Genomic DNA, 22353 nt, shown 5'->3' with positions numbered 1-22353 from the left:
CCGATGGACACCGAAGCACAGCCCACGGAACGCGACCGCTCCTCCCGTTCCTCCGACTCCGAGCAGCGCTCGGAAGCGGAGGGACCGGAGGACCGGTCGCGTTCCGCGTTCGCGGGCCGGCTCACCGACTGGGTGCCGGGCGGCCGGATCACCGTGACCCTGCTGACGCTGCTGCTGTTCCTGCTGCTGCTCAGCACCTTCGTGCTCCAGCCGTTCCAGATTCCCAGCGGTTCCATGGAGCGCGGATTGAGGATCGGCGACCGGGTTCTCGTAAACAAGTTGGCGTACCGTTTCGGTGGTGCGCCGCGGCGGGGTGACGTCGTCGTCTTCGACGGGACCGGGCTCTTCGGGCACGGTGACTACATCAAACGCGTTGTAGGTGTGGGCGGGGACCATGTGGTGTGCTGCGACCGGGAGGGGGCAGTCCAGGTGAACGGCCAGTCGGTCGACGAGTCGGCGTTCCTGTACCCCGGCGACCGCCCGTCCACGGTGCCCTTCGACGTCGTGGTCCCGGACGGCACCCTGTTCGTCCTCGGTGACCACCGCGCCGACTCCAGCGACTCCCGCGACCACCTCGGCTCGCCGGGCGGCGGCATGGTCCCGGTCGGCGAGGTGATCGGCCGCGCCGACTGGATCGTCTGGCCCTTCTCCCACGCCACGCACCTCGACCGTCCCGACGCCTACGCGCGCGTACCGGACGCGGACGAACCGGCTCCAGCTGCACGCCGGTCCGGTCGGGCCGAGGGCGCCGATGGGTAACCGGGGCAAACCGCGCGGCGCGGCCGACAGCCCCGCGGAGAACCTGCTGCCCACCGGCTCCCGGCGCGCGAAGGCGCCGTCCGGCGGCCGGTCGCGCGCCGAGCGGCGCAAGCTCCAGCGCAAGGTGAAGCGGCGCCGCAGGCGCAGTGCCGTCAAGGAGATACCGCTCCTCGTGGGCGTCGCCGTCCTGATAGCGCTGGTGCTGAAGACCTTCCTGGTCCAGGCGTTCGTGATCCCCTCGGGCTCCATGGAGCAGACGATCCGGATCGGCGACCGTGTCCTGGTGGACAAGTTCACGCCCTGGTTCGGCTCCGAGCCGCAGCGCGGGGACGTCGTCGTGTTCCGGGATCCCGGGGGGTGGCTCCGGGGCGAGCAGACCACCAAGAAGGACGACCCCGTCGTCGTCAAGCAGGTCAAGGAAGGCCTCGCCTTCATCGGCCTGCTGCCGTCCGACGACGAGAAGGACCTCATCAAGAGGGTCGTCGGGGTGGGCGGGGACCGGGTCAAGTGCTGCGACACCCAGGGCCGGGTCACCGTCAACGGCGTCCCGCTGACCGAGGACTACCTGTATCCGGGAGACAGGCCCTCCACGATTGCGTTCGACGTCACGGTCCCCGAGGGACGGCTGTGGGTGATGGGCGACCACCGGTCGAACTCCGCCGACTCCCGGTTCCACCAGGGCACCGACTTCGGCACGGTCTCCGAGGAGGAGGTCGTGGGGCGCGCCATGGTGATCGCCTGGCCCTTCGGCCACTGGACCACCCTGGACGAGCCGAAGACGTACGCGTCCGTGCCCGACGCGGCCTCCGGTGCGACCGCCGCTCCCCGGCTGTCGCATAGGGTTGCCCCCGACGATCCGAACGCGATGATGCAACTCCCGACCCCTGCGGAACTCCCGCTCGTTATGGGAGTGGTGGGCCTGCACCGTGTACGGGGCAGGCGGTGGCAGAGAGTGAGGAGTTGGCGTGGGGGATGTGGCGGTTGGCGCACGGTCCGGACACGACGGCGAGGAGGACCGCGGACACCCCGTGGAGACTCCCGTCCCGGCCGCGGACGGCGCCCCGGCCTCCGGGCACGACTCCGGGACCGAGGGCGGCAGGGTGACGGACGAACAGAGCGGGCCCCAGGACGAGGGGGTGGGCGGGACGCCCGCCACGGCACCTCGCGAGGCGAAGAAGCAGCGCTCCTTCTGGAAGGAGCTGCCCATCCTGATCGGCATCGCACTGGTACTCGCGCTGCTGATCAAGACGTTCCTGGTGCAGGCGTTCTCGATCCCGTCCGCCTCGATGCAGAACACGCTCACGATCAATGACCGCGTCCTGGTCGACAAGCTGACCCCCTGGTTCGGCTCCGAGCCCGAGCGCGGCGAGGTCGTCGTCTTCCACGACCCGGACGACTGGCTGGCCGGCGAGCCCACCCCCGACCCGAACGCGCTGCAGACGGTCCTCAGCTGGATCGGTCTGATGCCGTCCGCGGACGAGAAGGACCTGATCAAGCGCGTCATCGGCGTGGGCGGTGACACCGTCGAGTGCCAGGGCACCGGCCCGCTCAAGGTCAACGGCAAGGCGCTGAACGAGCAGGACTACGTCTACCCCGGCAACACCCCGTGCAGCCAGGACGACCAGGGCGGCCAGTTCAAGGTCAAGGTGCCCGAGGGTTCGATCTGGGTCATGGGCGACCACCGACAGAACTCCCGTGACTCCCGCTACAACCAGTCGGACAAGCACGGCGGCATGGTGCCGGTGAAGGAGGTCGTCGGCCGCGCCATCGTGATCGCCTGGCCGATGAACCGCTGGGACACCCTGCCGGTCCCCGACACCTTCGACCAGGACGGTCTGCAGGCCCGGTCGTCGGCCGCCGCCGCGCTCTCGGCCGCGCCCCAGGGCCTGGCCCTCGCCGGGGTCGTGCCGGTCGTCTGGTGGCGGCGCCGCCGCATCGCCGCCGCCGACACCCGCTGAGGCACTCCGGGCGTACACCTCCGGGCGTATACCGGGGGGCGGGCCCTGCCAGCCGCCGCGGGCGGTCCGTGTCGCACGCCTTGTGGCCCCTCTCGCGGAGGCGGCCCGCCGGCCCCCCGGTCTCCGGGAGGGGCTGCCCCGTTCCGGTACCGCCGGGTAGGGTGCGGATCCATGGGTGGCGAGAGCACGACACGTACGACCCCGCGTGACGGCGGAGCGAACAGGGCCCCGGCCGGCGGCCGGACCGGACAGCGGCTGTCCGGTATCGCCGTGGCGCTGGGCCTGGTGCTGTTCCTCGGAGGCTTCGGCTGGGGCGCGGTCGTCTACCGGCCCTACACCGTGCCGACCAGCTCGATGACGCCCAGCATCGACGCCGGGGACCGGGTCCTGGCGCAGCGCGTCGACGGCGCCGACGTCCGCCGCGGCGATGTCGTCGTCTTCAAGGACGCGACCTGGGCCGACGCCCCCATGGTGAAGCGGGTCGTCGCCGTCGGCGGGGACGTCGTCTCCTGCTGCCAGGAGGGGAAGCTCAAGGTCAACGGCAAGGTGATCGACGAGCCGTACCTGCCCGCCGGCACGCCGGCGGAGATGACCGACTTCCCGACCGTGACCGTCCCCGAGGGCCGCCTCTTCCTGCTCGGCGACGAGCGGGACAACTCCGTGGACTCCACCGCCCACCTCACGGACGCGGCCGGCGGGACCGTGTCGCGCGGGGCCGTGGACGCTCGCGTCGACGCCGTGGTCTGGCCCATGGACGGCATGCTGGAGCGCCCGAGCGGCTTCGAGACGCTGGGGGACCTCTCGTCGCCCGGACCGCTGCGGACGGTCGGCGTCCTGGTGATCGCCGGGGCGGTGCTGATCCTGGCCGGGGCCGCGTACGGGCCCTTCGCCAAGAGGGCTGCGGCCTCCCGTGCCCGGAAGGGGACGGGGCCCACCGGTGTCCGCTGAGCCGACGCGGGCCGGGCACGACTCCTACGAGGGCGGACTGCGCCGGGTCGCCCGGGTGGTGCTGCTCGACCCCGACGACCGCATCCTGCTCCTGCACGGACACGAGCCGGACGACCCGGCCGACGACTGGTGGTTCACTCCCGGCGGCGGCGTGGAGGGCGACGAGACCCGCGAGCAGGCCGCGCGGCGGGAGCTGGTGGAGGAGACCGGCATCACCGACGTCGAGCTCGGTCCGGTGCTGTGGCGGCGCAGGTGCTCCTTCCCCTTCGCGGGCCGCCGCTGGGACCAGGACGAGTGGTACTACCTGGCCCGCACGACACAGACCGCGACCGAGGCCCTGGGGCTGACCGAACTGGAGCGGCGCAGCGTCGCCGGAGCGCGCTGGTGGACGTGTCAGGAACTGGCCCGGGCACGTGAGACGGTGTATCCGACCAGACTCGCCGGGCTGCTGCGCACGCTGCTCGACGAAGGGCCCCCCGCCGGGCCGGTGACCCTGGACACCGAAATCGTCTAGGGGTGCACGGCACTGGCGCACAATGGTGGGACCGCACGGCTGAAGGGGAACATGCCATGAGCGCCGAGGACCTCGAGAAGTACGAGACCGAGATGGAGCTCAAGCTCTACCGGGAGTACCGCGATGTCGTCGGATTGTTCAAATACGTGATCGAGACCGAGCGGCGCTTCTACCTGACCAACGACTACGAGATGCAGGTGCACTCGGTCCAGGGTGAGGTGTTCTTCGAGGTCTCCATGGCGGACGCCTGGGTCTGGGACATGTACCGGCCGGCCCGCTTCGTCAAGCAGGTGCGCGTGTTGACGTTCAAGGACGTGAACATCGAGGAGCTGAACAAGAGCGACCTGGAGCTTCCCGGCGGCTGACAGCCGTCAAGCGGTCACCGCACCGCACTCGTGCGGGTGACGACGTTGTCCACAGTCGGCTGACCGTCCACCAAGATCCAAAAGATCGTCGGGCCACCCCCATCGTTGGCGCCGGAGGTGGTGCCGACATGAACGCACGAGCTGCGATCGGCAAGTACGGCGAGACACTCGCCGCCCGCCGGCTGACCGGGGCCGGTATGACCGTGGTGGAGCGCAACTGGCGCTGTGGCAGGACCGGTGAGATCGACATCGTGGCCCGGGACGGGGACGTCCTGGTGGTGTGCGAGGTCAAGACGCGCAGGGGCGGAGCCTTCGAGCACCCGATGGCCGCGGTGAGCCCCGAGAAGGCCGACCGGCTGCGACGGCTCGGCGAGCGCTGGATCCAGACCCACGGAGGAGCCCCGCCCGGCGGCGTCCGCATCGACCTGGTCGGCGTCCTCCTCCCGCGACGCGGCGCCCCCGTCGTCGAACACGCCCGGGGGGTGGCGTGATGGGGTTCGCACGAACGTGCTCCGTGGCGCTCGCCGGCGTCGAGGGCGTGGTGGTCGAGGTCCAGGCCGACCTTGAACCGGGCGTGGCGGCGTTCACCCTGGTCGGGCTGCCGGACAAGAGCCTGACCGAGAGCCGGGACCGGGTGCGGGCCGCGGTGGTGAACTCGGGCGCCGAGTGGCCGCAGAAGAAGCTGACGGTGGGCCTCAGCCCGGCATCGGTGCCGAAGAGCGGCAGCGGGTTCGACATGGCGGTCGCCGCGGCCGTCCTGGGCGCCGCCGAGCGGATCGATCCCCGCGTGCTCGCCGACATCGTGATGATCGGCGAGCTGGGGCTGGACGGACGGGTGCGGCCGGTGCGCGGCATCCTCCCGGCGGTGCTCGCCGCCGCCGAGGCCGGCTACGAACAGGTGGTCGTCCCCGAGTGCGCCGCCGCCGAGGCGTCCCTGGTGCCCGGTGTGTCGGTGCTCGGCGTGCGCAGCCTGCGCCAGCTGATCGCCGTCCTCGCCGACGAACCCGTCCCGGAGGAGGAGCGGGACGAGCAGGGCCGCCCCGACCCGCTGCTGGCCGGTCTGCGGATGCCCGGCACCGGAGCCGCCACCGGCATGCGCAGCATGGGAGCGGGACAGCACGACCACGGGCACGACCTCGCCGACGTCGTGGGTCAGGAGTCGGCGCGCACGGCGGTCGAGGTCGCCGCGGCCGGCGGCCACCACCTGTTCCTCGAGGGGCCGCCCGGTGCCGGGAAGACCATGCTCGCCGAGCGGCTGCCCGCCATCCTGCCTCGGCTCTGCCGGGCGGAGTCGCTGGAGGTCACCGCGGTGCACTCGGTGGCGGGCCTGCTGCCGCCGGGCAAACCCCTGATCGACGTGGCCCCCTACTGCGCACCGCATCACTCGGCCACGATGCAGGCCCTGGTCGGGGGCGGTGCCGGCATCGCGCGGCCGGGAGCTGTCTCCCTCGCCCATAGAGGCGTGCTCTTCCTGGACGAGACGCCGGAGTTCAGCAGCCGGGTGCTCGACGCGCTGCGCCAGCCGCTCGAGGCCGGTCACGTCGTCATCGCCCGCAGCGCGGGTGTCGTGCGCTTTCCCGCGCGGTTCCTGATGGTCCTCGCCGCCAACCCGTGCCCGTGCGGGCGGTTCTCGCGGAGAGAGGACCTGTGCGAGTGCCCGTCGTCGGCGATCCGCCGCTACCAGGCGCGGCTCTCCGGCCCGCTGCTCGACCGGGTCGACCTGCGGGTCGAGGTGGACCGGATCACCCGCGCCCAGTTGGCCGGCGAGGGCACGCGGGGGGACACCACCGCCGAGGTCGCCGACCGGGTGCGAGCGGCCCGGGACCGGGCGGCGGCGCGACTGGCGGGCACGCCCTGGCGGTCCAACAGCGAGGTGCCGGGGCGCGAGCTGCGCAGCCGCTGGCACGCTGCGCCCGGTGCGCTGGAGGAGGCGGAGCGCAGCCTGGAGCGGGGCGTGCTCACCGCCCGGGGCCTCGACCGCGTCGTGCGCGTCGCCTGGACCGTCGCCGACCTCGTCGGCCACGACCGGCCCGACGCGGGGGACGTCGCCCTCGCGCTGCAACTGCGCACAGGAGTCCCGCGGGGCGTCCCCATGGCTCTGGGGGCGCTGACATGACCGGGGGTGGGGCGGTGCCGGAGGGCGGGACGGTCGCCGGGGCCGGGGATCAGGCGGGGGAGGGGGGCGTGCCGGGGCGCGATCAGCGGGTCGGGGGTGTGATTGCGCCTGGGCATGATCATCGGGCCGGGGGCGGGACCGGGCCTGGGCGCGGTTGTCGGGCCGGGGACGGGCTCACGGCCGGGCCTGACCATCGAGCCGGGGACGGGACCGTGCCGGAGGGCGGGATGGTCGCCGGGGCCGGGGATCAGGCGGGGGAGGGGGGCGTGCCGGGGCGCGATCAGCGGGTCGGGGGTGGGCTTGTGCCTGGGCATGATCATGGGGCGCGGGAGGGCCTCGCGTCTGGGCCTGACCGCCGGGCCGGGGGCGGTACCGGGCCTGGGTGCGGCTACCGGGCCGGGGGCGGCGTCTCCCGGGCCGATGATGCCGGTGAGGGCGCTGCCGGTGCCCCGGATGTCGGAGTGCGGGGCCATGGAGATCACCCTCCCGGTGAGGTGGACGGCGAGTTGCTCGGCAGGGTCTTCCTCACCCGGGTCCTCGAGCCCGGCGACGAGACCGGCGGGCGCTGGGTGCGTGAGCGGGGCGTCGCTGACGTGGTGCGACGCCTGCGTGAGGACGGGCGTCCCCTGCCGGGGGTCAGCGCGAAGCGGTGGGCCGGGCTCCGTGCCAGGGCCGACCGGGCCGACCCCCGCAGGGACGTGGCCGTCGCCCGGGCGGCAGGGGTGAGGTTCGTCGCGCCCGGATCCGCCGAATGGCCCGGGCAGCTCGACGACCTGGGGGACGCCCGGCCCCTCGGGCTGTGGGTGCGCGGTCGGCCGAGCCTGCGGATGTGGGCGCTGAGGTCGGTGGCCGTCGTGGGTGCCCGCGCCTGCACCGAGTACGGCGCCCACATGGCGGCCACCCTCGCCGCGGGCCTGGCCGAGCGCGGGTGGGTCGTGGTGTCCGGCGGCGCCTACGGGGTCGACGGCGCGGCCCACCGGGGGGCCCTCGGCGCGGGCGGCGCCACCGCCGCCGTCCTGGCCTGCGGAGTCGACCGCCCCTACCCACCCGGGCACACGGGGCTGATCACCAGGATCGCGGAACAGGGGCTGGTCGTCGGTGAGCTGCCCCCGGGCGATCACCCGACGCCGAGCAGATTCATCCTGCGCAACCGGGTGATCGCCGCGCTGACCCGGGGCACCGTGGTCGTGGAAGCCGCCTACCGCAGCGGTTCTCTGGTCACGGCACGTGCCGCCGAACGCCTCGGCCGGCACACGATGGGCGTACCGACACCTCTTTCCGGGGGTGCCGCTCTGGCTCCGATCCGGTTCCGGCTGGCCATCGCCGCCTGAGCCCACGGACGGCCACGGGGGCGCACAGAGACGCCCCGCCGGGCGCGAGTACCGGCGGGGCGTTCTCATGTCCAGGGAGAGCCACGGAGACCCCACGACGGCCTATGCGGGGGTGTAGCGGTGGTGGGGGCAGGTGCAGCGGCGCACGAGCAGGATGCCGCTGCTGTGAGGCAGGGGCACGTCCCGGGTCTGGCGGCACTCGCGGTGAAGGTCCTTGTACTCCGGACGCTGGGCGAGGGCGCATTCAGCGGACATGGTGGAGGTGTCCGTGGCCGCCATCAGAGCACGCCGCCGCTGCTGGCCGAGTTGAGAGCCCGTGTTCGCTCCCGGACGGACCTCAGCCGCTCCTCGTCGGTGACCGGGCGGACGTGAGCAGGGTCGGCGTCCCACTCACGTCCGCCAGCCACCGGCCGAAGCTGGACGTACGGGCCCTCGTGCCCCATGACGTGGCCCAACCTGTCGCGCTCGGTGTCGATGACAAGAGCCCCCTCCTCCAGCGGTTTCACTCGCGGCCTCCTCGCTGGAGTGCTTCGGCCAGGCGAGCGGCCACGTCGGCGCGCACCCGCCCCAGCTCCACCAGGCGCAGTTGCGGCGACGCGGGGTCGACGCTCAGCGAGGGGAGGACGATCCCGGCGTCGGCCAGGGCCGCTCTCAAGGACTCCACCGCCGTGAATGGGTCGATGTCCTGCTGTTCCTTGGTTGCCATGAACCGGACGCTAGAAGTGGGCAGTTGGCGGGCGGTACGCTACTTTCTCGAAATTGCTCGACCGCCCACCAAGTTTGCTGCTGTTTTCTCCGGGACCGTGCCTGACCCCGTAGAACCGAGCCGGACCCCCGGCCATGCTGTTGGATCAACACCCCTGGAAGGGAGAGCGTCCATGGCTCGTCAGCTTCGCTTCACCGGCACAGACAGCAAGGTCGACGGCTGCCCCGCCCTGCACACGGACGAGGGCACCGGCGAAATCATCGTCCAAGGCACGCCCGTCACCGACCCGGCAGACCTCGCGCAGCTCCAGCACTTCGGGGCCGCCGAGGCAGCGGTGGCCGTGCCGCGCGAACTGCTCGTGAACTGGGGACCGAAGGAGATGGAGCGCGTGCCCGAACCGGTGGACCGGGCCACCTTCCGCCGACTGTTCGAGACCTTTAAGCACACCGCCTGGCGGCTGGAGACCCGACGCGGTTACGCCTCGGACCGTGAGGACCCCGACTTTCAGGCGTTCCTCGCCACGGGGTCCTCACCCTGCGACCCCAACGAACCCTGGTTCGTCAACATCAAAGCCCAGACCGAGGCAGGCAAGACGGTCGGCCGGGTGCGCGTCGCCGACCGCCCGATGACCACCGAGCAGCGGTTCCTACTCGACTACGCCCGGCACAACGCGGCGGTCGGCGAGGACATCCGGTACCTGTGGCGCGAGGACGCGGCCGACCTGCCCGCCGAAGACTTCTGGATCTTCGACTCGCGGTTGGTCGCGCTGCTGCACTTCGACGACGCCGACAACATCACGGACATCGAGCTGATCACCGAACCGGCTGAGGTCGTGCGGTACGCCATCGTGCGTGACGCGGCGATGCACCACGCGGTGCCGTTCGACCAGTTCGCCGCGACCGAATGAGCGCATGACCGGTGAGCACTGACTACCAGCAAGCCAGGGTGGCCCTGGGGGCGCGACTGCGCGAACTCCGGTTCACCTGTCCGGGTGGTCGGCTCACCGGTCAGCAGCTCGCCCAGCGGTTGGGCTGGCAGGGGTCCAAGGTCAGCAAGCTGGAGAACGGTAAGCAGACGGCCACCCCCGAGGACCTGAGGGCGTGGGCCGACGCGACCGAGCAGCCGGGCGTGTACCCCGAGCTTGCCGCCCGGCTGGCGGGGTTCGAGTCGCACATCAGGTCATGGCGTCGCGCGCTGGCGAACGGCTTCAAGCCGCTGCACGAGGGGCTGAGCGCCGAGATCGACCGCACCTCGGAAATGTGGCTCTGGGAAGAGTCGGTGATCCCTGGTCTGTTGCAGACCCCCGAGTACGCGCGTCACGTCATCCAGCGGTACGCCGACCTGTTGGGCGGAGCCAGCGACATTGAGGCCGCCGTGCGGTCCAGGGTGCAGCGGCAAGAGTGGCTGTACCAGCCCGGTCGCAAGCTACACGTTCTGACGTGGGAAGCGGCGTTGCGGTCGCTGATCTGTCCGCCCTCGGTGCTGGCCGCCCAGCTCGACCGCCTTACCGGGATGCTCGGCATGGACACCGTGGAACTGGGCGTCATCCCGTTCACGGCTTCCGTCAAGATCGTGCCCGCCAACGGCTTCTGGGTCCTTGATGACCGCCTGGTGGTGGCGGAGGACTGGCACGCCGAGATGTGGTTGGACGACGCCGACAACATCGCCTTGTACTCGAAGGTCTGGCGAACCCTGGGCGAGTCGGCCGTGTACGGGGCCGACGCTCACAACGTCATCAACGCGGCTCGACGTGCGCTGAACCCGCGTTGACGGGTCATCTGGGGCGAGGCTCTCCGTGGTATCTCCGGGGGCCTCGTGCTGGCGGGTACGGCCGGACGCCCCGCGCGAGGGCTCCAGGCGCTCCCGTACCCCGTCCCGGCCCAGGACGATGTATGCGGGCGGCTGCTGGCACGGCCCCGGAGATCCCGCGTTCATGTTGAGGGGGTAGGTCCGGGCCGGCCGTCACCACCCGTGTTGAAAACCGTCACGACGAGCAACTACCGCCCGAGGGTTGCTGACCCTCCAGCGAGGTGACTTGCGACCTCGGCAATTACCAGATTGTGCCCCTGGGGACCTGCATGCTCCCATGGGATCAGTCCGGCGCTACGGCACCGGGTCAGGCCCCCATTTCTTGGCGGGGCGGGCCGAGGAAACCAGCGGTGTACCGCACTCCCAATCCACCTGACCCAGGGGACTGCGATGCCCGCCCTGCATTTCGACCGTGCCGCCATGCGGCGTATCCGTGAAGCTCGCGGCCTGAGCCGCCATGAGCTTGCCGACAAGGTCGGCCGACACGTCTCGTCTATCAACCGGTGGGAGTACGGCATCAAGACGCCGCTCCTCGACGGGATCGGCGAGCTGGCTGACGCCCTTGGCGTCGAGTACACCGAGCTGATCGCCAGCGCCGACCGCGAAGAGGTGTCGGCCTGATGGACATCGCCAAGGACGCTCGTCCGATGACCGACGCGGAGCGCCGACGCCTGATCAAGCTGCTGTTCGGCAACCGCCCCGCGAAGGACCAGGGCGGAGGTGGCCAGACCAAGTGACCACCGACATGCAGCGACCCCCGGTCGCCACAACCGAGGGCCGCCAGAGTGATCCCGTCGCCACCAGCAAAGCAGCGGATTTGAGCACGGCGCAAGACCCGTTTCGATCGGCCTGGAAGCAATACCGCGAGGCTGGTTGGCTCGGCACGCTCAAGCTGTCCGCCAAGAAGAAGGCCAGCCCGCCGGGCGGGTACACCGGGGCTGACGGTGGCTGGCCGACCGACGACGACTGTGCGTCGTGGTCCGGCAACATCGGCCTTCGGGTGCCGAGCAACGTTGTGGGTATCGACGTGGACCACGGCTACCCGGACAAGTCCGGCCGGATCAAGCAGGGCGCGAGCCAGCTTGCGGAGCTGGAAACCAAGCTGGGCGAGTTGCCGCCGACCTGGACGTCTACCCGTCGCGGCGAGGGGCCGTCACGCATTCGGTTCTACCGGGTGCCGGAGGGCCGGAAGTGGCCGACCAAGCCCACGGCGGACATCGAGGTCATCCAGTACACGCACCGGTACGCCGTTGCCTGGCCGTCCGTCGTTCACGAGGACGACAAGACGAACTCCGGGCCGCTGCTGACGTACCGGTGGTACGACCCCGAGGGCAACGCGTCGGACCGCGTGCCGACCGTGGACGAGCTGCCGGAGCTGCCCGCAGGGTGGGCCGACAACCCGGAGGGCTGGCACCTTCGGGACGACACCCCGGCCATCGTCGGCGAGGTGGCCCGTCCGAAGGATGCGCTGACGAACCTTTGGGCAGACGACCCGGCGCGCGGCAACGACTGGCTCACCCAGGGCGCGGGTGAACTGCTGGCGGTCATGAAGGGCCGGAAGCAGCTCACCGAGGAGACGGCCAAGGCCCTGCTCCGTGCGGTTGACCTGGTCTCGGATCACCCGCAGTCGGAGACCGAAATCCTGAAGGTCTGGGAATCGGTCAAGAAGTCCGATGAGCGCCATCACCCCGGCATGAGTGGGGCGGCTGTAGCGGCCAAGCTCGCCAAGGGCGATATGGACGTGGCCGAAGCCGTCGAGGCGTGGGACGAATTCGATGAGAAGGTCTTCAACGACGTTGCGGGTATGTACATCCGCGACATCGCCAAGGCCAAGTACCTGGGCCACCTGGCCGCCCTGATGGAGCGCAGCCCGGAGGAATACGACGCGACGCCGTACGCCCGAATGCAACTGTTTGAGCGGGCGGCGTGGCACCGGGCCGACGAACAGGCAAAGATCCTTGCCGCACCCGGTAACACTGACCTTGGTGAGCCGGACGACTGGGACGAGTGCGAGGCGGTTGAACGCGACTTCAGCGGAGCCGGTCTGTTCATTCAGCCGGGGTGGCTCTCGCTGGTCATCGGCGACTATGAGTCGGCAAAGACCATGCTGTTTCTGTGGGCTGCTGCCGAACGCCTGCGCCGAGGTGAAACCGTCATCTTCATTGATGAGGAGTCGCCGAAAGACCAGACATTCGACAAGCTGTCTGCCTTCCAGCTCACGCCGGAACAGAGCGCAGGATTCAAGCGGTACGGCCACCGAGGGTGGAACCTCGCCGCTCACCCGGAAATGCTCGACAAGCTGATGGAGCGCCACCCTGAGGCCACGCTCATCGGGGCCGACTCGGTTTCGCGGCTGATGAGCAATTCAGGGCTGGAAGACGACAACGCGGGTGCCATGAAGCTGTGGACCAACATCGAGCAGTTCGTTTCACGGTTCCCGGATGTCGCGTTCTACCTGATCGACCATCAGGGCATGGCCGGTGGCAAGCACGCCCGTGGTGCGTCGGTCAAGGTCCAGCAGAGCAGCATTGCAATCCGGCTGGCGACTAAGACCAAGTTCACCAAGACCGAGGACGGGCAGTTCACGGCGGAAGTGCTCAAGCACCGTAACGGCCTCAGCACAGGTCACACGTTCCAGGTGGACGTAACGACCACCGCGCCCGGTCCGCTCGAAATGCACTGGACCGACAAGGGTGGGTCGAAGACCGAACCCAAGCCGGATGTTCCTGGGGGCGACTGGGGACCGCTTGAGTTCAAGCTGATTACCCACATCAAGGCCGCCAAGGGCGAATGGGTCGGAAAGCCGGAACTCGACAAGGTTTCTGGCAAGGACCGGACCACTGTCAGTCGGTCGGTGGCGAAGCTCATTGATTCCGGACGGGTCGAGGAAGACCCGGACTGGAAGGCCGGACAGCCCAAGCGGTACCGGCTGGCGACCTGAGCCCGGAGGGTGTGCGCTGCACAATCTCGTGCACACCCCCCGCAACCCACAGCGTCCCCGGTCAGAGGGGGTGTGCGGGTGTGCACACACTGTGTGCACAAGGGGGTGTGCGGGGTGTGCGTTCTCCTCCGGAGAGAGGAGCACGCACACCCCCCGGCACACACCCCCGCCCGCGCCGAACACGTCGGCTGAAATCATCAGGATGAGGACTCGATGGCAATCGAAATTGAAGTACCGACATGCAAGCGTGGCCACTTGAGAACCCCTGACAAAATCACGGTCAGAGGAGAATGCAAAGAGTGTCGCAGAGTTGCCGAAAACGAGGCGAATGCTGCTCGACGTGCCGCGTGCCTGGATTACTACGGCCGCGAGTGTGCGTGCTGCGGCGAAACGATCGAACGTTTCTTGACCATTGACCATTATTGGGACAATGGAGCCGAACACCGTCGAAGCATTGGAAAGAACGGGGCGAGCCTGTACCGGTGGCTTGACAAGAACGACTTCCCGACTGGGTTTCAAACGCTGTGCATCAACTGCAACGCAGGACGCTATTTCAATGGCGGTGATTGCCCCCACCTGGCCCCACCAATCGAGCCAATCAACATTGGTCAGCGTAAAAGGCGTAAGGTGAGAATTGATGTGATGTCAGCGTATGGTGGGAAATGCGCCTGCTGTGGCGAGCATAGGCTGATGTTGCTGACCATAGACCATGTCAACAATGACGGTGCAGCTCACCGACGTGAAGTGATCAACGGGGGTAACGGAACCCTTTACCGCTGGTTGCGGCGTGAGGGCTACCCGGTCGGCTTCCAAGTCATGTGTTGGAACTGCAATTCAGGACGACACTGGAACGGCGGTGTTTGCCCGCATCGAGAGGGCTGAGGGCCGGGACGGTACTCCGGAGGGCACGAGAGAGGCCCGGCGGCACGAGGGCCCCGGCACGGGCCCAGAGGCCACGGGAGATACCACCGGAGGCCCGGACGACACCAGGGCACGGCAGCAGGTGGCCCCGGAGAGCGCCAGGGCTGGCCTGCAATAACGAGTCGTGATCGCCAATCACTGGAAGTAAGGCCGGCGGTCACCTTGCCGCCAACATGACGAAGCCCCCTCGGACCGGGCCTGATTCCGGTTGATCGAGGGGGCTTCGTTCGGAGGTAACTCAATGGCCCATCGAGATAAGTCATCGAGCTACCACCTATCAAACGCTGGCGGCAGTGGCCCGAGAAATACCAGTGAGCCCCACCCAGACCCGTCGGCTGGGTGGGGCTCACTTTCCCCGGGCGGTCCACATGAGCGGGGAAGTGGTGGACCCAGAACTTCCCTCGTCCCTCTACGAGACCAAACACCAGTGAAGACCCGGCGGGGTGGCCCTAAAAGACCAATTGCCATGCGAGCAACTTGCACCTTGGGCAACCGGTATTTCTGGGTGTTTTCACAGGTGATTACATAGAGATATGAGCGCCGGACAGAAGTTGCGGCGGTTTCGTGAGCGGCAGGGCATGTCTATTCGGAACGCTGCCGAGACGCTCGGCACCTCGCACGTGGTGATCTGGCGTTGGGAAACCGGGGCCTGCACACCGAGTGTGCCGAGCCTTATCAAAATCGCCGCTTTCATGGGCTGCACGATTGACGAGCTACTGAAAAGGGAGGTGACGGAATGAAGCGCGAATTTTCATACGTGGACTTGAAAGCACCGGACGCGCCCGTCTGGTGGGCGATGGTCGAGACGCCTTACGGGGTGGTGCCGGTTCGCGTGGAGAGCTGGACCGTCACCGAGGAGGGCGTCACGCCCAAGCTGGCCAGCCTGAGGGGGGTCGACACGAACCCCGGGAATGTCAGCGAGCTGCGGCTGATGGGGCGCGATGAGGCATGGGCGCAGGTGGCCCAGTGGTCGAAAGCCAAGGAGGCCGCCAAGTGATGACCGAGGAATGGCGCAAGATTCCCGGATTCGATCGGATCTACGAGGTGTCGAATTTCGGGGAAGTGCGGAGCTGGGGACCGATCGCCCGAGGTCGCACGCTCAAGACGCGAAAGGACCGGGACGGATTCCCCACGGTTCGGATGAGCTGTTCAGACGGACGGATGCGGGATCGCCGGGTTCACCTGCTGGTGGCGGCTGCTTTCCCCGAGGAGGAAAAGTGATCGAGCCGGTGGACACGCGGACGTGGCTGATAGGGCCGGTCGGCAGAAAGCGGGAACAGCTCGCCAGCGAGGTCACGGGCTGGTGGCTGGACGAGGAGGGCGTGACCCCGATGACGGCCGGAGAATGGAGCGGAAGCCGAGAGGGCGAAGTCCTGAAAGGGACGCCGCTGGACGCAGCCAAGGTGGCCACGCTGCGGAAGCTGGACGAGGTGGCCGAACGGTGCAAGACGCCGGAAGCGCTGGCCGACCTGGACAAGATCGCGGAATGGGTCACGAACTGGAAGCCGGGAGACCCGGGGCTGAGCCTGCGGGGTGAAGGTGCCTAAGCAGGAGGAGCCGGAAAGCATCGGCAACGAGGTCGCGAAACCGGCCGGAGACGACCTAGTCCAACCTCGCGCGGAAATGGTCGTTGTGCTCGCCCAGCAAGGCATGGGGCGAAATGAAATTTCACGGCGCACCGGGATTCCGTGGGCTTCGGTTACCCGAATCGCCAAGGCGAACGGCATCACGTTCGACACGTCGCAGACCGAAAAGGCGTTGAAGGCTCGAATTGCCGAGCTGAAAAAGGCGTCAGCCGGAATCGCCCTCGGCCTACACGAGGACATCGCAGTGGCCCGAATGCTGCTGCGCACCGCTCGCACCCACCGGGATTACGCGTTCGCCTCCAAGGCGATCGGCGATCTGACCCAGGCCGCCCAGCGCATGACCCCCGAACTCACCAACCAAGAGGAAGCCGAAGAGGCCAAGGGCCAGCTCCTCGACCTTCGTTTCCAAATGGGGCTGATGCGCGACGGCTTTGAAGCGAAGTATGGCGTACCGATGGACAGCCCCGAAGGAATCGAGATCTTCAACAAGATGCACCAGGAGGCGAAGCAACATGACGAACCGTAACTTCGGCCAGATCGTGCAGGGCCCGATGACCCCGGACGGCCCGAGCGTGGACGACCTGCGGGAGGAGATGTACGGCGGACAGGTGGCCGGGCGGTTCCACTACCGGGATGGCCGGACCCCGCTGGACTCGGCGGTGGTCCAGGGCGAGCCGATCGAGGGCGACGGCACCATGACCGAGGAGCAGGCCGCCGAGATCCGCAAGGCAGCCGGGATCGGGAGCGCCAACGCGCACGCGGCACGGGCGGCCGAGTCCTACAGCGAGCGGCGCGACCCGATCACCGGCCAGGCGATCCGGACCTACGCGGACGGCCGGACCGAGATCGTGGACGAGAGCCGTCCGGCCACCCGCGTGCGGGGCGGACGGTAGGCAGCGGCGGGGCGGGACGGGGGCACGGACGGCCTCCCGTCCCGCCGGGGGCCCACGGGCCCGCCGGGCGCACGAGAGATCCAGGGAGAGCCGCCGGGAGCCGCAGCCAGAGCGGTGCGCGGAACGGGCGTCAGCCTGCCTCTGCCGGGTGACGCTCCTCGGTCCGCTCGGACCCCCGCCGGATCGGCCAGCACGAGGGCCGGACCTTGCCGACCGCGCAACTCCTGATCGAGATCCGGGCGTTGAGGTCCGGCCCGAGTCCCGACCTGATCGGGCCGACCTTGACGACCCAGCAAGCCGGATCGGCTCGACCTTGACGACCAGGCAAGCCAGATCCACCGGACCCCGGGCCGTGAACCCGAGGGATCGGCGGCAGCAGGTGGCCCAACGATCTCACGCGAGGCCAACCCTCAACATGACCGCCGGCCACCACCCGTAATCGCCAAATCAACGTGACGTGACAGCAGCAGGAGTCGACATGAGCCAAGCCCACTTCAACCAGGCAGCGGCCGAGATGCTGGGTGCCGCCACGGTCTACGCGCCCGAAGGCATGATGCAGGTCGGCCACGACTTCATGGGCTTCGCCGACGCGTACGACCAGATCGCCCAGGCGTTCGGCACGATGGCCCGGCACGCCGACGAGGAGTTCCCCCTTCACGACGCCATCGTCGACCAGATGAAGGAAATGCACGCCGACCTGCGGCGCGTGGCCGCCCTCGCGCGTGACCTCCAGCCCATGTTCCGCAAGCTCCACCAAGAGGACATCGCGCGGATCGCCAGCCCCCGCAAGGGCGAGCGGAAATGGGACCTGGCCAGCAACCGCGATTTCATCGGCGGCGGCTTCTGACCCGAACTTGAACTTGAACTCGAACCTGAACACACCCCCAGACACCCCCTCCCACCGGCCACGGAGCCCCCAGGAGGGGGGTCTCCCCCCTGTTCAGGCTCAAGTTCAAGTGCCGATTACTTGCCGTGAATGGCGGTGCGCGAATGGGTGTGGTCACGCCTATTCCGAGTGCCTTTTTAGATTCGGCTAAATTTCAGGAATTGTGCGGTGCGCAAATCCCATGATTTTCTTGAATTCTCGGCAGCCGCCGGGGGGAATTCGGGAATTCAGGGAGAAGTGAAATGGCCGCCAACACCACCGCCGCGAAGACCACCGCCGCCGCCGAGTCCACGCGCTGCGAGTGCAGCCGCTACGAGCTGGAGGACGGCCGGACCACCGGTTGCCAGGCGGAGACCAAGCGGCTGTTCGCCCCCGGCCACGACGCCAAGCTGAAGTCGTTCCTGATCCGGGCCGGTGCCGCTGGCGAGCTGGTCACCCGAGTCGCCGAGGACGGCCACCGCACCAGCGGGCAGGCCGACTCCTTGGCCGCCAAGTTCACGTTCGGCTACATGGTCAAGGCCGGAATCACCCGGGCCCGGGACAAGGCCGCCGAGAAGGCCGCCCGTGCCGCCCAGCGCAAGGCCAAGAAGACCGCCCCCAAAAAGGTCACGGCCAAGGTCGGCCGCTGGGAGCGCACCGGGACCGTCGAGGGCGACACCTTCACCTACACCGACGCCAAGGGCGCGACCAAGACCACCACCAAGTTCCAGCTCATCGGCTGACCGACCCGCCCCGCCGGGCGGTCGGCTCAGGCCGCCCGGCTCCCCGAGAGGAGCCCCAGTGTTCAAGATCCAGTACCGCAACCCGCAGGGCCGCATGGTCACCGCCCAGTCCTTCGACCGCGACGAGATCCAGCGGCTCGCCAACAAGGCCGTGGCCGACTGCCCCGAGACGCACGAGCTTCGCGTGCGCCAGATCGCGGCCGACGAGGCCAGCGGCGACTTCATCTGGGCCGACTGCACCGACTACTTCGCCCCTGCCGACCGCGCCTGACACGGACGAGCCCGGTCGGGGGGTGATGGCCCCCGACCGGGCCGAAGTGCTGAGAGAAAGCGAAACCCAGCGTGAACCAGCGAAGCACAGACGCCCTCGATATCGCCATGGGCGTCGTTGAGCGGGTGACCCAGACGGCCCGGCTGCGGGCGGTCGCTTACGCCCGTGTCTCGACCGAGGAGCAGGCCAAGGGGTACGGCGTCCAAGCCGCCCTGAAGAAGATCACCCGGTACATCGGGCGCAAGGACTGGGACCACGTCGGCACCTACACCGACGAGGGCATCAGCGGCAGCCTGGAGGCCGCCGACCGCGAAGACCTCAAGCGGCTGATGGCCGACGCGCACCGCAAGCCGAAGCCCTTCGACATCGTCGTCGTGAGCGAGGGCCGCGCCATCGGCCGAACCGGTCGCGCCTTCTGGCGGTGGGTCTGGGCCCTCGAAGACATCGGCGTCTACGTCGGCGTAGTAGAGGACGACTACGACAACAGCACGGCCGAGGGTCGAAAGAAGATGCGCCGTGACGCCGACTACGCCGAGACCGAATGGGAGACCATCCGCAAGCGCACTCAAGGCGGGTTGCAGGAGAAGGCCGAGGAGGGCGGTTGGCCGGGCGGCATGCCGCCCTACGGTTACGAGATCGCCTGTCAGGGTCAGAAGGGCAAGTCACACCTCGTCCAGTGCGAGGCCGAGGTCAAGGTGTTGCGGCTGGCCTATCGGTACGTGGTCGAGGACGGCATCAACAACACGCGCACCCTCGCTGCCCGGCTGAACGCTGAGGGCTACCTCACCCGATCGGGCGTCCCCTGGTCGCACTCCAACCTCCGGGCCAAGCTCCTCAGCGAGTCCACCATCAACGCCCGGGTGATCTTCCGGAACCCCAACCGCAAGCACGCCGGACACGGCGCGAAGTTCGGCCGGGACGGCAAGCCGCTCAACGGCGAGACGGTCATCATCAAGCTCAAGCCCATCTTCGAGCCGGACGAGGTGGCCGCCCTGACGGCAGCCCTGGGCCAGACCTCCAAGGGCAAGGGCAAACCGCAGCCGCAGCCCTACCCGCTGTCGAAGCGACTGTTCAACGAGCACACGGGCTGCAACTCGCATCACGTCGGCATGGCGCGCACCAGCCGCGAGGGTCGTTGGTACCGCTGTTCCGGCCTGGCCTCGAAGTACCCGGGCGGTCCGACCTGCACATGCAAGATGGTCGACGCCGACGCGATGGAGTCGGCCGTCTGGGGTGAGGTCGTGAACCTGCTGGGCGACCCGGACCGGCTGAAGGCGATGGCGGCTGAGTGGGTCGGCATGGCCGAGGGCGACCAGGTGCAGCACGCCGACCGCATCGAAGACTTCGACCGCCAGATTGCCAACCTGGACAAGGCCATCACGACGATGGTCACCGAGTACGCCAAGGCGGGGTTGCCCGCGTCGGCCGTGGCATCGGCCACCGCTGCGCTGGCGGAGGAGCGACGCCAGCTCACCGACCTGCGCGACGAGGCCGCCCAGTGGATGGAGGAGACCGAGGCCACGGCCCAGCGGGCGCGCGACCTGGAAGCGCTGGCCACGATGGCGCGCACCCGGCTGGCCGACATGGACCCCGCCCACCAAGCCGAGGTGCTGGCGCTCCTGGACGTGAAGGTCACGATCACGGGCCCGGTGCCGAAGCCCAAGCTCGGGCTGTCGTGCTCGATGGCTGAGTGGTTCAAGGCCGCCGGGCGCAAGGTGCCCGCCGAGCTGACCGATGAGGAGTGGTCGGCGGCTGAGCCGGTCGTCAAGGCGTGGGAGCCTCCTTACCACCGGCTCCGCCCCGGTCGGCTGATGCTCGACGCGATGTTCTACAAGGCGCGCACCGGGTGCCGCTGGGAGGACCTGCCCGAGCGGTTCGGCGCGTGGAAGGGCATCCACTCCCGGTACAAGACCTGGCGGAACTGCGGGGTGTGGGACGAGATCATGGCCACCCTGCCGACCGAGGGCCCCGGCTACCGGCCGATCCCTGAACTCAACCTGGTGCCGCCGTTCCGGGTGGAGGGGCGCGTGGACCCGCGCGTCCTGACCGACGCCGATATCCAGGAAGAAGCGGTGTCCGCCGGAACAGGTATGCCCGGGCCGGCCACCAGCGCGCTCTCCGCCGGGGTGCACGAACTGCTGCGCGGCGACGCGGTGCTCGTCAGCGACGCCGCCGAGGTCGTGGAACTGGTCGGCGACATGGGCGAGCTGGCTCCCGACCGGCGCGGACCGGTGCTCCCCACCGACCTGCTGGAGCCCCGGGCCCGCCAGGTGCTCGCCGGGCTCCCCGGGCGCGGAGCGGCCACGGCGGCCGAGGTGGCACGCCGGGCGCAGACCACGGAGGACGACGCGATCGCGAGACTGTACGAGCTTCGAGCACTTGGTTACGTCGAACGACACGGCGACGGCTGGAAGTTGACACGCCAGCCGATGATCTCGGTCCGCGGCGGCCGGAGCCCGTCCTGACGCAGCGTGTTCGGCCGTCCGGGGGAACCCCGACGCCCTTGGGAATCCGGGCAGTTGAGGTGTTCGAGTGATCACGTAGAGCGATCATCATCCCCCCTGTAGAGCGTTCAGCGGAACGTATCTGCGTACGACCCTCCCTCCGCTCTTCGCGCACCGCGACAGTCCAGTCACGCTACGCTCACGAAGACCCCCACGCAGACGTCCGACAGCAGGCGACAACCAGACAGCAGACCGGCGGCCCCACCAGGCACCCGCATCACGGCAGAACGGCACAAGGCGACGAATGCCCCAGCACACCTCCGGGCCCGAACGGGCGGCGATCCCCCCAGCCGCCCGTGACGGTGGCAGCGTGCGACCGCCCGCCCCCTCGACGCTCGACGAGTTGTGGCGGTCGTACAAGGCGACGGGGGACGAGCGGCTGCGGGAACAGCTGATCCTGCACTACTCGCCCCTGGTCAAATACGTGGCAGGCCGGGTGAGCGTGGGGCTGCCGCCCAACGTCGAGCAGGCGGACTTCGTCTCCTCGGGGGTCTTCGGGCTGATCGACGCGATCGAGAAGTTCGACGTCGACCGGGAGATCAAGTTCGAGACGTACGCGATCACCCGGATCCGGGGCGCGATGATCGACGAACTGCGGGCCCTGGACTGGATCCCGCGGTCGGTCCGCCAGAAGGCGCGGAACGTGGAACGCGCCTACGCGACGCTCGAGGCGCGACTGCGCCGCACCCCGTCGGAGAGCGAGGTGGCCGTCGAGCTGGGGATCGCGGTCGAGGACCTCCACGCGGTCTTCAGTCAGCTGTCGCTGGCCAACGTGGTGGCGCTGGAGGAGTTGCTGCACGCCGGTGGGGAGGGCGGGGGCCGACTGAGCCTCATGGACACCCTGGAGGACACCGCCGCCGACAACCCGGTGGAGGTCGCCGAGGACCGCGAGTTGCGACGGCTCCTGGCGCGGGCCATCAACACGCTGCCCGAGCGGGAGAAGACCGTCGTCACGCTCTATTACTACGAGGGGCTCACGCTCGCCGAGATCGGGAACGTGCTCGGGGTGACGGAGAGCAGAGTCAGCCAGATCCACACCAAGTCGGTGTTGCAGCTGCGCGCGAAGCTGGCGGGATTCGGCCGCTGACCAGCGGTGATGTGCGGCCGATGGTGTTGGCGGTGG

The 22353-nt window shown here is 69.1% G+C and carries 25 protein-coding genes and 4 pseudogenes; 26 read left to right on the top strand and 3 right to left on the bottom strand.

Features of this window, described 5'->3' with window-relative positions:
* The first annotated feature begins 3 nt into the window (after positions 1–3).
* The 9 genes and pseudogenes from lepB (AC07FV_RS29520) to AC07FV_RS29480 all read left to right on the top strand — a co-directional run.
* Positions 4–759 (top strand): signal peptidase I, encoded by a 756-nt coding sequence (gene lepB, locus AC07FV_RS29520; RefSeq protein ID WP_479090463.1) that lies wholly within the window; start codon positions 4–6, stop codon positions 757–759.
* Positions 752–1834: pseudogene (gene lepB / locus AC07FV_RS29515) on the top strand (signal peptidase I); the annotation flags it as partial. The gene lepB (AC07FV_RS29520) and the pseudogene lepB (AC07FV_RS29515), both read left to right, overlap by 8 nt.
* Complete coding sequence (gene lepB / locus AC07FV_RS29510) at positions 1725–2717, top strand: signal peptidase I (RefSeq protein ID WP_479090462.1); 993 nt, start codon at positions 1725–1727, stop codon at positions 2715–2717. The pseudogene lepB (AC07FV_RS29515) and the gene lepB (AC07FV_RS29510), both read left to right, overlap by 110 nt.
* 171 nt (positions 2718–2888) lie before the next feature.
* On the top strand, positions 2889–3665 hold the full coding sequence (gene lepB, locus AC07FV_RS29505) for a signal peptidase I (RefSeq protein ID WP_479090460.1): 777 nt from the start codon (positions 2889–2891) through the stop codon (positions 3663–3665).
* The gene (locus tag AC07FV_RS29500; protein ID WP_479090458.1) at positions 3655–4179 is read left to right on the top strand and encodes an NUDIX hydrolase; all 525 of its coding nucleotides are present in this window, start codon (positions 3655–3657) and stop codon (positions 4177–4179) included. The genes lepB (AC07FV_RS29505) and AC07FV_RS29500 overlap by 11 nt, the downstream gene beginning before the upstream one ends.
* Positions 4180–4235: 56 nt before the next feature.
* Complete coding sequence (locus AC07FV_RS29495; protein ID WP_003965949.1) at positions 4236–4544, top strand: DUF2469 domain-containing protein; 309 nt, start codon at positions 4236–4238, stop codon at positions 4542–4544.
* Positions 4545–4672: 128 nt separating this feature from the next.
* The gene (locus AC07FV_RS29490) at positions 4673–5035 is read left to right on the top strand and encodes a YraN family protein (protein ID WP_383645744.1); all 363 of its coding nucleotides are present in this window, start codon (positions 4673–4675) and stop codon (positions 5033–5035) included.
* Complete coding sequence (locus AC07FV_RS29485; RefSeq protein ID WP_479090456.1) at positions 5035–6660, top strand: YifB family Mg chelatase-like AAA ATPase; 1626 nt, start codon at positions 5035–5037, stop codon at positions 6658–6660. The genes AC07FV_RS29490 and AC07FV_RS29485 overlap by 1 nt, the downstream gene beginning before the upstream one ends.
* A 227-nt stretch (positions 6661–6887) precedes the next feature.
* A pseudogene (locus AC07FV_RS29480) lies at positions 6888–7946 on the top strand (DNA-processing protein DprA); the annotation flags it as partial.
* Between the two features lie 147 nt (positions 7947–8093).
* On the opposite strand, the gene AC07FV_RS29475 reads toward AC07FV_RS29480, so the two are convergent.
* From AC07FV_RS29475 to AC07FV_RS29465, 3 genes are read right to left on the bottom strand one after another with little or no spacing between them, the layout of a single operon-like run.
* Positions 8094–8246, bottom strand: a complete 153-nt coding sequence (locus tag AC07FV_RS29475) for a hypothetical protein (protein ID WP_479090455.1) — start codon at positions 8244–8246, stop codon at positions 8094–8096.
* A 23-nt stretch (positions 8247–8269) separates the two neighbouring features.
* The gene (locus tag AC07FV_RS29470; protein ID WP_479090453.1) at positions 8270–8497 is read right to left on the bottom strand and encodes a hypothetical protein; all 228 of its coding nucleotides are present in this window, start codon (positions 8495–8497) and stop codon (positions 8270–8272) included.
* Positions 8494–8697, bottom strand: coding sequence for a hypothetical protein (locus AC07FV_RS29465; protein ID WP_479090451.1), 204 nt, complete (start codon positions 8695–8697; stop codon positions 8494–8496). The genes AC07FV_RS29470 and AC07FV_RS29465 overlap by 4 nt, the downstream gene beginning before the upstream one ends.
* A 172-nt stretch (positions 8698–8869) precedes the next feature.
* On the opposite strand from AC07FV_RS29465, the gene AC07FV_RS29460 reads away from it, so the two are divergent.
* From AC07FV_RS29460 to whiG, 17 genes and pseudogenes are all read left to right on the top strand, one after another.
* On the top strand, positions 8870–9604 hold the full coding sequence (locus tag AC07FV_RS29460; RefSeq protein WP_479090450.1) for a DUF6879 family protein: 735 nt from the start codon (positions 8870–8872) through the stop codon (positions 9602–9604).
* Positions 9605–9615: 11 nt separating this feature from the next.
* Positions 9616–10467: a helix-turn-helix domain-containing protein gene (locus tag AC07FV_RS29455; RefSeq protein ID WP_479090448.1), complete on the top strand. Its 852-nt coding sequence runs from the start codon at positions 9616–9618 to the stop codon at positions 10465–10467.
* A 429-nt stretch (positions 10468–10896) separates the two neighbouring features.
* Positions 10897–11127, top strand: coding sequence for a helix-turn-helix domain-containing protein (locus AC07FV_RS29450; RefSeq protein ID WP_479090446.1), 231 nt, complete (start codon positions 10897–10899; stop codon positions 11125–11127).
* A gap of 112 nt (positions 11128–11239) precedes the next feature.
* Positions 11240–13447 carry a bifunctional DNA primase/polymerase gene (locus tag AC07FV_RS29445; RefSeq protein WP_479090445.1) on the top strand — a complete coding sequence of 736 codons (2208 nt, stop codon included), beginning with the start codon at positions 11240–11242 and terminating at the stop codon, positions 13445–13447.
* Between the two features lie 213 nt (positions 13448–13660).
* Entirely contained in the window at positions 13661–14329 is a 669-nt protein-coding gene (locus AC07FV_RS29440; RefSeq protein WP_479090443.1) for a hypothetical protein, read from the top strand.
* Between the two features lie 572 nt (positions 14330–14901).
* Complete coding sequence (locus AC07FV_RS29435) at positions 14902–15108, top strand: helix-turn-helix domain-containing protein (protein ID WP_479090442.1); 207 nt, start codon at positions 14902–14904, stop codon at positions 15106–15108.
* Positions 15105–15365: a hypothetical protein gene (locus tag AC07FV_RS29430; protein ID WP_479090440.1), complete on the top strand. Its 261-nt coding sequence runs from the start codon at positions 15105–15107 to the stop codon at positions 15363–15365. Before AC07FV_RS29435 ends, AC07FV_RS29430 begins: the two co-directional genes overlap by 4 nt.
* Positions 15365–15589 carry an NUMOD4 domain-containing protein gene (locus tag AC07FV_RS29425; protein WP_479090652.1) on the top strand — a complete coding sequence of 75 codons (225 nt, stop codon included), beginning with the start codon at positions 15365–15367 and terminating at the stop codon, positions 15587–15589. The genes AC07FV_RS29430 and AC07FV_RS29425 overlap by 1 nt, the downstream gene beginning before the upstream one ends.
* Complete coding sequence (locus AC07FV_RS29420) at positions 15586–15915, top strand: hypothetical protein (protein WP_479090438.1); 330 nt, start codon at positions 15586–15588, stop codon at positions 15913–15915. Before AC07FV_RS29425 ends, AC07FV_RS29420 begins: the two co-directional genes overlap by 4 nt.
* Complete coding sequence (locus AC07FV_RS29415) at positions 15908–16480, top strand: hypothetical protein (protein WP_479090436.1); 573 nt, start codon at positions 15908–15910, stop codon at positions 16478–16480. Before AC07FV_RS29420 ends, AC07FV_RS29415 begins: the two co-directional genes overlap by 8 nt.
* Complete coding sequence (locus AC07FV_RS29410) at positions 16467–16847, top strand: hypothetical protein (protein ID WP_479090435.1); 381 nt, start codon at positions 16467–16469, stop codon at positions 16845–16847. The genes AC07FV_RS29415 and AC07FV_RS29410 overlap by 14 nt, the downstream gene beginning before the upstream one ends.
* Before the next feature lie 478 nt (positions 16848–17325).
* Positions 17326–17694: a hypothetical protein gene (locus tag AC07FV_RS29405; protein WP_479090434.1), complete on the top strand. Its 369-nt coding sequence runs from the start codon at positions 17326–17328 to the stop codon at positions 17692–17694.
* 281 nt (positions 17695–17975) lie between these two features.
* Entirely contained in the window at positions 17976–18455 is a 480-nt protein-coding gene (locus AC07FV_RS29400) for a hypothetical protein (protein ID WP_479090432.1), read from the top strand.
* Between the two features lie 58 nt (positions 18456–18513).
* Positions 18514–18726 (top strand): hypothetical protein, encoded by a 213-nt coding sequence (locus AC07FV_RS29395; RefSeq protein ID WP_479090431.1) that lies wholly within the window; start codon positions 18514–18516, stop codon positions 18724–18726.
* Between the two features lie 107 nt (positions 18727–18833).
* A pseudogene (locus AC07FV_RS29390) lies at positions 18834–20660 on the top strand (recombinase family protein); the annotation flags it as partial.
* A 153-nt stretch (positions 20661–20813) separates the two neighbouring features.
* Positions 20814–21191, top strand: a pseudogene (locus AC07FV_RS29385) (DNA-processing protein DprA); the annotation flags it as partial.
* A 283-nt stretch (positions 21192–21474) separates the two neighbouring features.
* Entirely contained in the window at positions 21475–22317 is an 843-nt protein-coding gene (whiG, locus tag AC07FV_RS29380) for an RNA polymerase sigma factor WhiG (protein ID WP_383645737.1), read from the top strand.
* The last annotated feature ends 36 nt before the right edge of the window (positions 22318–22353 follow it).

The organism is Streptomyces sp. NPDC045956 (assembly GCF_056430705.1).
The sequence above is the reverse complement of the archived record's forward strand: the minus strand, read 5'-3'. Positions and strand labels throughout refer to the sequence as shown.